Source organism: Nonomuraea sp. 3-1Str (genome assembly GCF_031570565.1).
GTDB lineage: Bacteria > Actinomycetota > Actinomycetes > Streptosporangiales > Streptosporangiaceae > Nonomuraea.
Genome location: NZ_JALHBK010000026.1, coordinates 112781 through 128205 on the forward strand (window position 1 = coordinate 112781; position 15425 = coordinate 128205).

Consider the following 15425-nt stretch of genomic DNA (forward strand, 5'->3'; position numbering starts at 1 on the left):
ACACATGACGTCAGATGCAGCACCCTTAGCATCTGTTCTGCCCCTCTACGAGGACCAGCTGCGCGCGACCCCAGAAAGGGTCGCCGTCTCGGCCGGCGAAGAACACCTCACCTACCGTGAGCTGGATCGCCTCGCGAACGGCATCGCCGAACACCTGCGTCGTCATGCGGCGACCGCGCGGCCGCGGCCCTGGGTGGCCGTGCTCGCGGGCCGCTCGATCCGGCTGGTCGCGGGCCAGCTCGCCGCGATGAAAGCGGGCCTCGCCTTCGCGCCGATCGACCCGGCCACCCCCGCTGAGCGGGTCCACGCCATGCTGGCGGGAGCGGCGGCCGTGGTCACGACGCCGGAATGGCGAGCGATGGTCCCCGACGGCGTCCCGGTGATCGACGCGTCCGACGAGGCCGACGCGTCACCGCCGCCCCACGTAGAGGCCGACGACCTCGCCTACGTCGTCCACACCTCCGGCTCGACGGGGACTCCCAAGGGCGTGCTCGTCCCGCACCGCGCGCTCACCAACCTGATCAGGTGGTCGCACGACACCTTCGGCCTGGGCGGCCGGGCCCCGCTGCTCACCAGCCCCAACTTCGACCCGTCGGTCTGGGAGATCTGGACGTACCTGACCGCGGGCACCACGATGGTCATCCCCAGCGAGCGGACCAGGCTCTCGCTGCCCGCGCTGCGCGACTGGATCGTGGAGCAGGAGCTGACCACCTGCTACGCGCCCACCCCCATCGCCGAGGGCCTGCTCGGCCTGTCCTGGCCCGAGGGGACCATGCTGGCGACGCTGAGCACCGGCGGCGACCGGCTCACCACCTATCCGGCCCCCGGCCTGCCCTTCCGGCTGGTCAATCTCTACGGCCCGGCGGAGTGCGCCGTCAACGCCATCGCCGGCGAGGTGCCGGTCCACGACGGGCAGAGCCGCCCGCCCGCGCTCGGCACGCCCCTGCCCGGCGTCACCGTCCACCTCCTGGACGAGGCGATGAAGCCGGTCGAGGAGGGCGAGATCCACCTCGGCGGCGTGTGCGTCGGCCTGGGCTACCTCGACCGGCCCGACCTCACGGCCGAGCGCTTCGTCCGTGACCAGGACGGCCGGCTGCTCTACCGCACCGGGGACCTGGCCCGCCGCAACCAGGCGGGCGAGATCGAGTTCCTGGGACGGCTCGACGACCAGGTCAAGATCCGCGGCAACCGGGTGGAGCTCGGCGAGATCGAGACCGTGCTCGGCCGTCACCCGCGGGTCCGGGCCGCCACCACCGCCGTCCGCGGCCACGAACTGGTCGCCTACGTCGTGGGGACGGCGACCGAGCAGGAGGGGCGCGCCCACCTCCGCCGGTTCCTGCCCGACTACATGATCCCCACCGCCTGGGTCGTCCTGGACGAGCTCCCGCTGACCGGCAACGGCAAGGTCGACCGTGCCGCGCTGCCGGACCCGGTCCGCGCGCCCCGCTCGGTCACTCCGCCCGGCACCCCCACCGAGGCGCTGCTCGCCGAGATCTGGCAGGACGTCCTCGCCGCCGGACCGATCGGCGCCGACGACGACTTCCTGGCACTGGGCGGCCAGTCGCTGCTGGCGATGCGCGTCGCCGCCCGCGCCTGTGAGAGGCTGGGCAAGCCGGTCGAGCCCCGGATGCTCTTCGAGCACCCCGTGCTCGCCGCGTTCGCCCGCGCGGTCGACGCCCTGCCGCCGGCGGCCCCGGAGACCCCCGCCGAGGACGGGCTGACGCCCGCACAGCGCCGGCTCTGGTTCATCGACCAGATGGCGCCCGGCTCGCAGTACAACGTGCCCATCCTGTTCGCCCTGGACGGTCCCCTCGACACCGGGCGGCTGGAGAGCGCGATCAACGAGATCGTGCGCCGGCATCCGTCCCTGCGCACCCGCTACGAGGAGCACGACGGCGAGCCGGTCCCCGTGGTCGAGCCGGCGGTGACCGTGGCGATGAAAGTCATGGACGCCACTCCGCGCGGCGCGGACGCGCTGGCCCGGCACGCCGCCCGTGACCCCTTCGACCTGCGGAACGGCCCCGTGCTGCGGGCGCTGCTGCTGCGGCTCGCCGACGACAGGCACCGGCTGCTGGTGACCGTCCACCACATCGCCTTCGACGGCTGGTCGGCCGGGGTCCTCCTGGACGAGCTGGCGCGGCTCTACGCGGGGGAGACCCTGCCCCCGCCGGCCGGCCCGCGCCAGGCCCGGCGAGGGCTCGACGGCCTGCCGTACTGGAGGAAGGCCCTGGACTCGCCGCCCGAGCGGCTGGGGCTGCCCGCCGACCGCCCCGGGGCCGCGGCGCCGGTGCGGCGCGGCGCCCGGGTCCGGGTCACGCTGCCCGACGGGCTGCTCGGCGACCTGGAGGCGCTGGGCAGACGCGCCCAGGCGAGCCCGTTCATGGTGCTGTTCGCGGCCTTCCAGGCGCTGCTGCACCGCTACAGCGGCCAGGACGACATCGTGACGGGCGTGCCGTTCTCCGGCAGGGAGGCGCCGGGCGCCGACTCCGTGATCGGTTTCTTCGTGGAGACGCTGCCGATCAGGACCGGCCTGGCCGGCGACCCCTCCTTCGAGCGCCTGCTGTCGCAGGTGCGGGCGGCGGTCCTGGCCACGCCCACCGACGTGCCGCTCGAGGAGATCGTGCGCGAGCTCTGCCCCGACGGACGGCCGCCGTTCGACGTGCTGTTCGCGATGCAGGACCCGCCGGACGCCCGGCGGGGCGACGGCGTGACCTTCCGGATGCTGGAGGAGGTGGAGAACGGCGGCGCCAAGGCCGACCTGGTGCTCTACGCCGAAGGGCAGCGGATGAGCCTGGAGTTCGCCACCGACCTGTTCGAGCGCGCCACCGCCGAGCGCCTGCTGGGGCACTACGTACGCGTCCTGGAGCAGGTGGCGGCCGACCCGGCCGCGCCCGTCTCCGCGCTGCTCGCCCGCGAGCAGGAGCCCCCCGGCCGCGGTCCCGACCAGTGCCTGCACCGGCTCTTCGAGCAGCAGGCGGACAGGACGCCCGACGCGGTCGCCGTCGAGTTCGACGGCGACGCCCTCACCTACGCCGAGCTCGACCGGCGCGCCAACAGGCTCGCCCACCTGCTGCGGGGCATGGGCGTGGGCCCGGAGGTGCCGGTCGCCCTGCACGTGCGGCGCTCGCTCGACCTGCCCGTGGCGCTGCTGGGCATCCTGAAGTCGGGCGGCGCCTACGTGCCGCTCGACCCGTCCTATCCCGAGGGACGCCTCACCCAGGTGCTCGGCCGGGTCGACACCCCGGTCCTGGTGACGCACCGGCCGCTGGCCGGCGGCCTGCCGCACGAGCGGCCCGTCCACGTCGACACCGACCTCGACGGGCAGCCGGACCACCGGCCGGACAGCGGGGTCACGCCCGACGACCTGGCCTACATCCTGTTCACCTCGGGCTCGACCGGGCAGCCCAAGGGCGTGGCGATGCCGCATCGCCCGGTGGCCAACCTCATGGCCTGGCACAGCGGCTCCTACCGGAGCCTGCAGTTCACCGCCCTCGGCTTCGACGTCTCGGTGCAGGAGATCTTCAGCACCTGGGCGTACGGCGGGACGCTGGTCATGGTCGGCGACGACGTGCGGCGCGACCCGGCCGCCCTGCTCGACCACATCGCGCGCCACCGGGTGGAGCGCATCTTCCTGCCCTTCGTGGCGCTGCAGTCGCTGGCCGGCGCCGGGACCGAGCCGCCCGCCACGCTGCGCGAGGTGATCACCGCGGGCGAGCAGCTCCAGGTCACCCCGCAGCTCGAACGGTTCGTCAAGCCGTGGATGACGCTCCACAACCAGTACGGGCCGACCGAGGGCGCGATCATCGACATCGCCCACACGCTCACCGGCCCTCCGCGGGACTGGCCGCGGCTGCCCCCCATCGGCAGGCCGATCACCGGCGTCCAGGCGCTGATCCTGAACCGCCTGGGCCACGAGACCCCCGACGGCGTCCCCGGCGAGCTGCACCTCGGCGGCGCCTGCCTGGCCAGGGGCTACCACGGGCAGCCCGAGTTGACCCAGGAGCGTTTCATCACCTGGCGGGACGGGCGCCGGCTCTATCGGACGGGGGATCTGGCCCGCCGGAACGAGGCCGGGGACATCGAGTTCCTGGGCCGCGCGGACGACCAGGTCAAGATCCGCGGCTACCGGGTCGAGCCCGGCGAGATCGCCGCGGTGATGGCCGGGCATCCCGCCGTGCGCGAGGCGTTCGTCATGGCCAGGGAGGGCAGGCTGGTGGGGTACGTCGCCGCCGACGGCACCCCCGAGCTGCGGCCCTACCTGGCCGAGCGGCTGCCCGAGTACATGGTGCCGAGCACGTTCGTCACGCTGGACTCCCTGCCGGTGAACCCGTCGGGCAAGGTGGACCGGCAGGCCCTGCCGGAGCCCGGCACGGGCACGCGGACCGTCACGGCCCCGGCCACTCCGGTGGAGCAGGCCATCGCCGCCATCTGGCAGGAGGTGCTGGGCGGGCAGGTCGGCCGGCACGACAACCTCTTCGACCTGGGCGGACACTCGCTCAACGCGACCCGGATCGCGTCCAGGCTGCGCGAGGCGCTGGAGGTTCAGGTCCCGCTGCGGACGCTTTTCGCCCACCCGACCGTCGCCGAGCTCGGCGCGCGGCTCGCCTCACCGGACGTGGAGGCGGCCGCCGAGCTCTATCTCATGGTCGCGGCGTACTCAGACGAAGAGGCCGAGGCACTGCTGCGGTCCATGGAAGGTAACCAATGAGCCTGTCACCCCAGCAGCGCCAGCTCCTGGACGCGTTACGCAAGAAGAAGCAGCAGGCCGGGCGGTCCAGGCCCGACCGGTTGCCGATGTCCTTCACCCAGGCGCGCGCCTGGTACCTGGACAGGATGGCGCCGGGCGCCGCGCACTACCTGATCCCGCTCGCCTTCCGCATCGAGGGCCCGCTCGACCGCGAAGCGCTGCACCGGGCGCTGAACGCCCTGGTGGCCAGGCACGAGAGCCTGCGCACCACGTTCGCCATGGACGAGGACGGCCCGTACCAGATCGTGGCCGAGTCGCTGACGATCGACCTGGCGGACACCGCGGACGGCACGCCGATGGACCTGACCACCGGCCCGCTCATCCGCGCGCACCTGGAGCGCGAAGCCGCGGACCGGCACGTCCTGCACCTCACGCTCCACCACATCGTCGCCGACGCCTGGTCGCTGGACGTGCTGCGCCACGAGCTGGGCGCGCTCTACGACGGCCGGGAGCTGCCGGCGCTGTCCCGGCAGTACCCCGACTACGCGATCCGGCAGCGGGACGACGACCACAGCCGGGAGCTGGACTACTGGCGCAAGACGCTGGCCGGCGCGCCGCCGGTCACCGAGCTGCCGGCGGATCTGCCCCGGCCGGCCGTCCAGACGTACGCGGGCGCCGAGCTGCCCTTCTCCCTGGACCTCCCGCGCGAGGAGTTCAAGGCGTACTGCCGGAGCCTGGGCGCGACGCCGTACATGGTGCTGTTCGCGGCCTACCTGGTCGTTCTCTCCCGGCGCTCCGGCCGGCAGGACCTCGTGGTGGGCACGCCCATCGCCAACCGCGACAGCGTCGAGTTCGAGGGCCTGATCGGGTTCTTCACCAACACCCTGGCCATCCGCGCCGACCTGTCGGGCGACCCGTCGTTCCCCGAGGTGGTCGAGCGGGTCAGGGACGCGGTGCTCGACGCCCACGACCACCAGGCGATGCCGTTCGAGCGGCTGGTGGAGGAGCTCAACCCGGAGCGCCGGCTGGACCGCAGCCCGGTGTTCCAGACGATGTTCAACATGCTGCCCGAGGCCACGGCGGCGCTGGAGCTGGCCGGGCTGACGGTCACCCCCGTGGAGATCCCCGAGCGCACGGCCAAGTTCGACCTGACCGTGGGCGTCCGCGAGACCCTGGACGGGCTCGTCGAGTACAACACGGACCTGTTCCACCCGGGAACGGTCCGCGCCCTCGTGGCCGACCTCCAGCAGGTGCTCTCGGCGGCCATGGCCGGGGACGAGGCTCCCGGGGAGCTGCCGCGCCACCAGATCTCCCAGCTCGTCACCCGGGCCTGGCGCGAGGCGCTGGGCGGCGACGCCTTCGGCCCCGACGACAACTTCTTCGACGTGGGCGGCCACTCGCTGCTCGTCCTGCAGGTGCACGAGCGGCTGCGCAAGCGGTTCAGCCTGACCGTCACCGACCTGTTCCGGTACCCCACCGTCGCCACGCTGACGGACTTCCTGAGCCCCGGCGCTCCGGCCGCGCCGGAGGTCGTCCGGGCGGCACCCGCGTCCGCCGGGGGCGCGCTCGCCATCGTCGGCATGGCCTGCCGCTTCCCGGGCGCCGCGGGGCCCGAGGAGTTCTGGGCGGCGATCCGCGACGGCGTGGAGGCCGTACAGGACTTCACCGACGAGGAGCTGCTGGCCGACGGCGAGGACCCCGGCCGGCTGGCCGACCCCGCCTACGTCAGGTCCGGGACGGTGCTGGAGGGCATCGACCTGTTCGACGCCACGCTGTTCGAGTTCACCCCGCGCGAGGCCGAGATCCTCGACCCGCAGCAGCGCCTGTTCCTGGAGACCGCCTGGGAGGCGCTGGAGGACGCCGGCTGCGACCCCGCCCGCCACCCGGGGCAGATCGGCGTCTTCGCCGGATCGGCGATGAGCAGCTACTTCATCGAGAACCTGCTGGCCGCGCCCGACGTGCTCAAGGCGGTGGGCGAGTTCCAGGTCCTGCTCAGCAACGACAAGGACTCCCTGCCCACCCGCACCTCCTACAAGCTCGACCTGCGCGGGCCCAGCGTCAGCGTGAACAGCGCCTGCTCCACCTCGCTGGTCGCGCTGCACCTGGCCAGGCAGAGCCTGATCGCCGGCGACTGCGACATCGCGCTGGCCGGGGCGGTCCGGGTCAACGCCTGGACCCGCCGCGGCTACCTGTACCAGAGCGGCGGCATCGGCTCGCCGGACGGCCACTGCCGCCCCTTCGACGCCGAGGCGCAGGGCACGATCGGCTCCAGCGGCGTGGGCGTCGTCGTGCTCAAGCGGCTGGAGGACGCCGTCGCCGCCGGCGACACCATTCACGCCGTCGTCCGCGGCTCCGCGGTCAACAACGACGGCACCAGGAAGGTCGGCTACACCGCGCCGGCCGTGGACGGCCAGGCCGAGGTCATCACCGCGGCGCTGGCCTCGGGCGGCGTCGACCCCGCCACCATCGGCTACATCGAGGCGCACGGCACGGGCACCGCGCTCGGCGACCCCATCGAGGTGGCGGCGCTCTCCCAGGTCTTCACCGGCGATCGGCCGATCGCGCTGGGCTCGGTCAAGTCCAACATCGGCCACGCCGACGCCGCGGCCGGGATGGCCGGGCTGATCAAGACCGTGCTGGCGCTCAAGCACCGCACGCTGCCGCCCACGGCCAACTTCACGACGCCGAACCCGCGCATCGGCTTCCACCCGTTCTACGTGCCCACCGCCGGCGCGCAGTGGCCCGAGGGCCCGGAACCCCGCAGGGCGGGCGTCAGCGCGTTCGGGATGGGCGGCACCAACGCCCACGTCGTGCTGGAGGAAGCGCCACCGCGGCCGGCCGCCCAGCAGCCGGCCGCGCCGCCGGGGGCCGGCCCGCACCTGCTGGTCCTGTCGGCCGCCAGCGACACGGCGCTCGCCGAGCAGGCCACCCGGCTCCGCGCCCACCTGCGCGCGCATCCGGACACGGAGCTCGGCGACGTGGCCGCCACCCTCCGGCACGGCCGCCGCCACCTCCGGCACCGCGGCATCCTGGTCGCCGAAGACCCGCGGTCGGCGCTGGACGCCGAGCTCGTCACGGGCGAGTCGCACCCGCGCGAGGTCGCCTTCGTCTTCCCCGGCCAGGGCGCCCAACAGCGGGGGATGGGCGCGGGCCTGTACCGGTCGGACAGCGTCTTCCGCGCCGCCGTCGACGCCTGCTCCGGCATCCTGGAGCCGCACCTCGGCCTGGACCTGCGCCAGGCCCTGTACGGCGAGGCCGGCGACCTCGACCAGACCTGGCTCACCCAGCCCGCGCTGTTCGTGACGGAGTACGCGCTCGCGCGCACGCTGATCGAGCGCGGGGTCCGCCCGGCGATGATGGCCGGCCACAGCATCGGCGAGTACGTCGCCGCCTGCCTGGCCGGGGTCTTCACCCTGGAGGACGCCCTGCGCCTGGTCGCCGCCCGCGGCCGCCTGGTGCAGAGCCTGCCGCCGGGTTCGATGCTCGCCGTGCCGCTGCCCGAGTCCGAGCTGGGCGACCTGCTCGGTGAGGACGTCTCCCTGGCGGCGGTCAACACCCCCGAGCGCTGCGTCCTGGCCGGCCCGGAGCCGGCCATCGCCGAGCTGGAGCGGCGGCTGACCCGGCAGGGCGTCGCCTGCCGCCCGCTGCGCACCTCGCACGCCTTCCACTCATCGATGCTCGATCCGGTGCTCGACGCCTTCGCCGCCGAGGTGGACTCCGTGCGGCTGGGCACTCCGGACCTGCCGTACCTCTCCAACGTCACGGGCGGCTGGGTGTCCGGCGCCGAGACCAAGGACCCCGCCTACTGGGTGCGCCACCTGCGGGAGACCGTGCGGTTCGCCGACTGCGCCGCCGCCCTGGTGGAGGCCGGCGTGGCCGTGGCCGAGGCGGGGCCGGGCCGCACGCTGACCACCCTGGTGCGCCGCCAGGGAGGCCAGGCCGTGGCCGCCCCGCTCGCCGAGCCGGACAGCGGGCCGGCCGCCCTGCTGGAGGCCGTCGGGCGGCTGTGGGTGAGCGGCGCCGGCGTCGACTGGGCCAGGGTCGGCCCGCCCGGCAGGCGGGTGTCGCTGCCCGCCTATCCGTTCGAGCGGCGCCGCTACTGGATCGAGCCGCGGACCCGGCGCTCCGAGCTCGCGGCTGCGCCGATGCCGGTGCCGGTCGCGGCGGCGGAGACCCCGGCGGCCCAGGAGCTCGACCCGGTCGCCGCGGCCTGGCAGGACGTGCTCGGCATCGTCCCGGCCGGCCCGCAGGACGACTTCTTCGACCTGGGCGGCGACTCCCTCGTGGCCACCCAGCTCGCCGCCCGCCTCGGCCTGTCCATCGAGGCCGTCTTCGACCACCCCACGCTGGGCGGCCAGCGGCAGCTCGTCGCCTCGGCGGGCACCGCCGAGGAGATCACGGCCGTCGACGAGCCCGGCCCGGCCCCCGTCTCGTTCGTCCAGCGGCGCATGTGGTTCATCGACCAGGTGCACGGCTCGGCCGCCTACGCCGTCGCCACGGCGCTGGACCTGCGGGGCGAGCCGGACGTGGAGCGGCTGCACGGCGCCCTGCGCGAGCTGGTGCGGCGGCACGAGTCGCTGCGGACCGTCTTCCACGCCCCGGACGGCGAGCCGGTGCAGGTGGTGCTGCCCGCCGGGGAGGTGCCGCTGCCGGTCGAGGACTGCGACGACGCCGAGCGGGCGCTGAGCGAGGCCGCGGCCCAGCCCTTCGACCTGGAGCACGGGCCGCTGTTCCGGGCCCGGCTGCTGCGGCTCGCCCCGGATCACCATGTCCTGTCGCTCGTCTTCCACCACATCGTCGTGGACGGCTGGACGATCACCCTGCTGAGGACCGAGCTGGCGGCGCTGTACAACGGCGAGACGCTGCCCGAGCCGCGGGTCAGGTACCGCGACTACGCGCGCCGGCAGCGGGACCAGACCGCAGACCTCGGCTTCTGGACGCGGCGGCTGCGCGGCATCCCGCACAGCCTGGACCTGCCCACGGACCGGCCACGCCCGCCGATGCAGACCTTCGAGGGGGCCGTCGCCACCCGCGCGCTCCCCGCGGACCTGGTCAAGGGGCTGCGGGCGCTGAGCCAGGAGCGGGGCGCCACGCTGTACATGACCCTGCTGGCCGCGCTCCACACGCTGCTGTACCGCTACAGCGGCCAGGAGGACATCTGCGTCGGCTCGCCCGTGGCCGGGCGCACCCGCCCCGAGCTCGAAGGCATCGCGGGCTGCTTCATCAACACCCTGGTCATGCGGGCCACGATGGACGGCGGGCTGCCGTACACGGATCTGCTGGCGCAGGTGCGCGAGTACGCGCTGGGCGCCTACGCCCACCAGGACGTGCCGTTCGAACGGCTGGTGGAGGAGCTCGACCCGCCCAGGGACCTGTCGCGCAACCCGCTCTTCCAGGTGCTGTTCAACCTGCTCAACCTGCCCAAGAGCGACCTCGACATGGCCGGGCTGGCCGTGGAGGAGCTGGACGTGGAGACGGGCACCGCCCAGGTGGACCTGGTCCTCTACGCCTACGACCACGGCGACGAGCTGCTGTGCAGGCTGGAGTACAACACCGCCCTCTACGACGCCGGCACCGTCGAGCGGCTGCTGCGGCACTACGAGACCCTGCTGTCCGCGATCGTCGCGGCGCCCGGTACGGCGCTGTCCGACCTGGTCCTGCTCACCGGCGAGGAGCTGGCCGAGCAGCTGGACAGCCAGGACGTCGAGGTGCCCGGCCTGTGCGTCCACGAGCTGGTGGAGGCGCAGGCCGACCGGACGCCCGACGCCGTGGCCGTCACCTTCGAGGGCGTCTCGCTGACGTACCGGGAGCTGGACGAGCGGGCGAACCGGGTCGCCCGGCGCCTGCGGGCGGCGGGCACGGGGCCCGAGGAGCTGGTCGGCGTCGCGATGGAGCGGTCGGCCACGATGCTGGTCACCCTGCTCGGGGTGCTGAAGGCGGGCGGCGCCTACGTGCCGCTCGACCCGATGTACCCGCAGGAGCGCCAGGACTACATCCTGGACCACTCGGGCATCCGCGTCCTGGTCACCGAGCGCGAGCTGGCCGGCCGCTACACCGGCTACCAGGGGCAGATCGTCCTCGTCGACGACGGCTTCTCCGAGGAGAGCCCCGAACGGCTGGGCGTGCCGGCCACCCCGGAGAACCTCTGCTACGTCCTCTACACCTCCGGCTCCACCGGGCTGCCCAAGGGCGTGCGCGTCCAGCACTCCTCGGTGGTCAACTTCCTCACCTCGATGAGCCGCGAGCCCGGCCTGACCGGCCAGGACACGCTCCTGGCCGTCACCACGTTCGCCTTCGACATCTCGGTGCTGGAGCTGTTCCTGCCGCTCACGGTCGGCGCCCGCGTGGTGATCGCGAGCCGTGAGGCGGCCTACGACCCGGTACGGCTCGCCGCCCTGCTCGACGGCGCGACCGTCATGCAGGCCACCCCGGCGACCTGGCGGCTGCTGCTGTCGTCGGGATGGGAGGGCGGGCCCGCGCTGAAGGCGCTCTGCGGCGGCGAGGCGCTCCCCGCCGACCTGGCCGCAGAGCTGCGCGGCCGGGTGGCCGAGCTGTGGAACATGTACGGGCCGACCGAGACCACGATCTGGTCCACCCTCACCCGCGTCACCGACGGTCCGATCACCATCGGCCACCCGATCGCCAACACCCGCATCCACCTGCTCGACGCCGCGATGCACCTGGTTCCCACCGGCGTGGTCGGCGAGCTCTACATCGGCGGGGCGGGCCTGGCCCGCGACTACCTCGGCCGGCCGGAGCTGACGGCCGAACGCTTCGTCACCTGGCATGACGGCGGCAGGCTGTACCGGACCGGTGACCTCGCCAGGCGCCGGGCCGACGGCTCGATCGAGTTCCTCGGCCGGGCCGACGGGCAGGTGAAGGTCCGCGGCTACCGGATCGAGCTGGGCGAGATCGAGTCGCTCCTGCTGGCGCATCCCGCGGTCCGCGAGGCGGTCGTGGTGGTGCGCGGCACGGACGAGGACAAGAGCATCGCCGCCTACCTGACCGTCCACACCCCGGCCGACTCCGAACACGACTGGCGCGACCACCTGCGGCGCAAGCTGCCCGACTACATGATCCCCTCGGCGTTCACCCTGATGGAGGCGCTGCCGCTCACCCCCAACGGCAAGGTGGACCGCAAGGCGCTGCCCGAGCCGGTGAGCCAGGCGCGCGCCGAGGGCGCGGCGCCGCGGACGCCGGCCGAGGTCAGGCTGGCCGAGCTCTGGTCGGCGATCCTGGGCGTGCGGGGCGTCGGCATCGACGACGACTTCTTCGCGCTGGGCGGCGACTCCTTCAAGGCCGTGCGCGCCGTACGGGACTCCGGGATCCCGGCGACCGTGCTGGACCTCTTCAAGAACCCCACCATCAGGGCGTTCGCCACGCTCGACGGGTCGTCGCGGGGCGGCGGCCTGCTGCACGAGCTGACGCCCCCGCGCGCCGCGGCCACACTGACCCTGGTCTGCGTGCCGTTCGCGGGCGGCGGCGCGATCACGTACCAGCCGCTGGCCGCGGCCCTGCCCGAGCACATCACCATGCTCGCGCTGGAGCCGCCGGGCCACGACACCGGAAACCCCGGCGAGCCCGTCCTGCCCTTCCACGAGCTCGTCGAGGGCTGCGTCAAGGAGATCAAGGAGAAGGTCGGCGGGCCGTTCGCGCTCTACGGCCACTGCATGGGCGGCGCGCTCACCGTCCAGCTGGCCCGCCGGCTGGAGGAGGAAGGCGTCGAGCCGGTGAAGGTGGTCATCGGCGGCCACTTCCCGGCGCCCCGCCTGCCCGGCAAGGCCTTCGCCTGGTTCCGCAGGATCTTCCCGATGGAGCGGTGGACCTCCAAGCGGCAGGCGCTGGAGTTCCTGCGGGCGATGGGCTTCTTCACCGAGGAGCTCGACCCCCGCGAGCGTGACTTCATCATGGGCGTCTTCCTCCACGACACCCAGGAGGGCGAGGACTACTACACCGACCTCTACCAGGCGCCCATCAAGAAGCTGTCGGCGCCGCTGGTCTGCGTGGTCGGCGAGAACGATCGCGCCACCGAGCTGTACGAGGAGCGCTTCCGCGAGTGGGAGGCGTTCTCCGACTCGGTGTCGCTGGAGGTCATCCCCAAGGCGGGGCACTACTTCCAGAAGCATCAGGCGCCCGAGCTGGCCGAGATCCTCGACGACGCGGACCGGCCCGCTCCACCGCCGCCGCCCCTGCCGCGCGTCCAGCAGGCCAGCCTGAAGACGTTCTTCCTGGTGGCCTTCGGCCAGCTGGTGTCGCTGATCGGCACCGGACTGACCACGTTCGGCCTGGGCCTGTGGGTCTACCAGCAGACGCAGTCGATCTCGATGTTCGCCGTCGTCTCGGTCATGGCGATGCTGCCGGCCGTCGTGCTGGCGCCGATCGCGGGGGCGGTGGCGGACCGCTGGAACCGCAGGCTCGTCATGATCACCGCGGACTCGGCGGCGGGCGTCGCCTCCGCCTCACTGGCCGCCCTGCTCTGGACGGGCGGCCTCGAACTCTGGCACGTCTACGTCATCGTCGCCGTCGGCGCGGTCTCGACGGCCTTCCACCAGCCCGCCTACATGGCGGCCGTGGCCCAGCTCGTCCCCAAACGCTACTACGGCAGAGCCAACGGCCTGGCCCAGCTGGGACAGGCCGCCGGGACCGTCCTGGCGCCGCTGCTGGGCGGCGCGCTGGTGGCCGCCATCGGGATGCGCGGCATCGTCACGATCGACCTGTCCACCTTCGCCTTCGCGGTCACCGTGACGCTGGCGGTCCGCTTCCCGAACACGCTGTTCAAGAAGCGGGAGGAGTCGTTCTGGCAGGAGGTGACCGGGGGCTGGCGCTACATCTCCCGCAGGCACGGGCTGCTGGCCATCATCCTGTTCACCTCGTTCCTGAACTTCCCCTTCGCCATGGTCGAGGTCCTGGCCACGCCGCTGCTGCTCAAGCTCACCGACACCGGCGGCCTGGGCGTGGCGCTCTCGATGACGGGCGTCGGGCTCCTGACCGGCAGCGTGATCATGACGGTGACCGGCGGCCTGGCGCGCCGCACGCACGGCATCCTCGGCAGCTTCATCGCCCTGGGCTTCGCCTTCGCCGTCATCGGGATCGCGCCGCACCCGGCGCTGCCCGCGATCGGGCTGTTCTGCGTCGGGCTGCTCACCGCGTTCCTGAACACGCACTGGTTCTCCATCGTGCAGCAGAAGGTCGGGCTCGACCTGCAGGGCCGGGTCATCGCCACCAACCTGATGCTCAGCTGGGCCATGGTCCCGCTCGGCTTCCTGCTGGCCGGACCGCTGGTCGAGCACGTCTTCGACCCCATCGCCGGCGCCGCGCAGGGCAGGGGCATCGCCCTGCTCACCGTCGTCGCCGGGGCGGTGACGGTGCTGATCGGCCTGGCGGCCGCGCGTTACCGGCCGGTCCGCCGTCTGGAGGACGACCTGCCCGACGCGATCCCCGACGCGGTGGTCATCACCGACAAGGACCTGATCCAGCAGCAGGCCGACAAGCAGCTCGTCGCCTGATCGCCTCCCCCGGCACGGCGGCGCCGTGCCGGGGGACGCGCTAGCGGGAGCGGGTGAGGGCCTCGGACTCCCACAGGTCGCGGTAGTAGCCGGGCTCGGCCACCAGCGTGGCGTGGGTCCCGCGCTGGACGACCCGGCCGTCCTCCAGCACCACGATCTCGTCCACGTCCTCCAGCCCGTGCAGCCGGTGGGTGACGAGCAGCGTGGTGCGGCCCCGGGTGGCGTCGAGCAGGTCCGCCATGAGCCGGTCGGCCGTGTCCTCGTCCAGCGCCTCGGCCGGCTCGTCCAGCAGCAGCACCGGCGGGTCGTACAGCAGGGCCCGGGCCAGGGCCAGCCGCTGGAGCTGACCGCCGGACACCGTCCGGCCGTCCTCGCCGAGCTGGACGTCCCAGCCGGTCCGCTCGGCCCACTGCTCCAGCCGCGCCTCGCGCACGGCCGCGGCCAGCTCCTCCTCGCCGGCCTCGGGACCGGCCAGGCGCAGGTTGTCGCGCAGACTGGCCTGGAAGACGTACGGGTCCTGGGTGAGGCCGGTCATCAGCGCGCGGACGTCGTCCGGCGCCATGCCCCGCACGTCGGCGCCGTTGACCAGCACCCGGCCCGCCTCGGGCTCGACCAGGCGCATCAGCGCCGACAGCAGACTGCTCTTGCCGGCCCCGCTGGGGCCGACGAGCGCCACCCGCCGGCCGGGCGTCAGCGTCAGGGACACGCCGTCGACCGCGGGCCGCGCGGCGTCGCCGTGCCGTACGACGAGGTCCTCGACCTCGACCGTGTACGGCGGCGCGGGCACGGGGGCGGGGGAGGGCGGCTCGGCGACGGCGGGCGGGGCCGAGCGGACCTCCTTCAGCCGCTTCAGCGCGGCCGTGATGCCCGCCATGCGCTCGCCCGCCGCCGCCAGCGGCAGGACCGGCTCGAACGACACCAGCGCCGTCAGCGCCAGCACGGCCGTGGCGACGCTCCCGGCGCCGGCGCCCTGGGCGAGCAGGACGATGGCCGCCACGGTCAGCCCCTGCACGAGGGTGCCCCCGGCCAGGGCGAGGGCGTGGACGCGGGCCTGGCGGCGTTCGAGGGCGGCCAGGGCGCCGTCCGCGTCGAGGGCCGTCGCGAGCGCGCGGCCCTCCGCGCCGTACGCGGCCAGGTCGGCCGAGCCGTGCACCAGGTCCGCCACCGCGCCCGCGAGCGCGGCCCGGGCCGGGGCGATCCGGGCCGACCAGCGGCGCGCCGCGGCGGCGGTG

The 15425-nt window shown here is 73.8% G+C and carries 3 protein-coding genes; 2 read left to right on the forward strand and 1 reads right to left on the reverse strand.

What is annotated here, in order from left to right:
- The first annotated feature begins 4 nt into the window (after positions 1-4).
- Positions 5-4708 carry a non-ribosomal peptide synthetase gene (locus MTP10_RS32225; protein ID WP_310714155.1) on the forward strand — a complete coding sequence of 1568 codons (4704 nt, stop codon included), beginning with the start codon at positions 5-7 and terminating at the stop codon, positions 4706-4708.
- Positions 4705-14193, forward strand: coding sequence for a non-ribosomal peptide synthetase/type I polyketide synthase (locus MTP10_RS32230; protein ID WP_310714158.1), 9489 nt, complete (start codon positions 4705-4707; stop codon positions 14191-14193). Before MTP10_RS32225 ends, MTP10_RS32230 begins: the two co-directional genes overlap by 4 nt.
- A 40-nt stretch (positions 14194-14233) precedes the next feature.
- On the opposite strand, the gene MTP10_RS32235 is transcribed toward MTP10_RS32230, so the two are convergent.
- Positions 14234-15425 (reverse strand): ATP-binding cassette domain-containing protein (locus tag MTP10_RS32235; protein WP_310714160.1); only part of this gene is annotated, 1192 nt, incomplete at its 5' end.

Coding starts and splice junctions, on each gene's coding strand:
- MTP10_RS32225 (WP_310714155.1), top strand. CDS start 5: ATGACGTCAGATGCAGCACCCTTAGCATCTGTTCTGCCCCTCTACGAG.
- MTP10_RS32230 (WP_310714158.1), top strand. CDS start 4,705: ATGAGCCTGTCACCCCAGCAGCGCCAGCTCCTGGACGCGTTACGCAAG.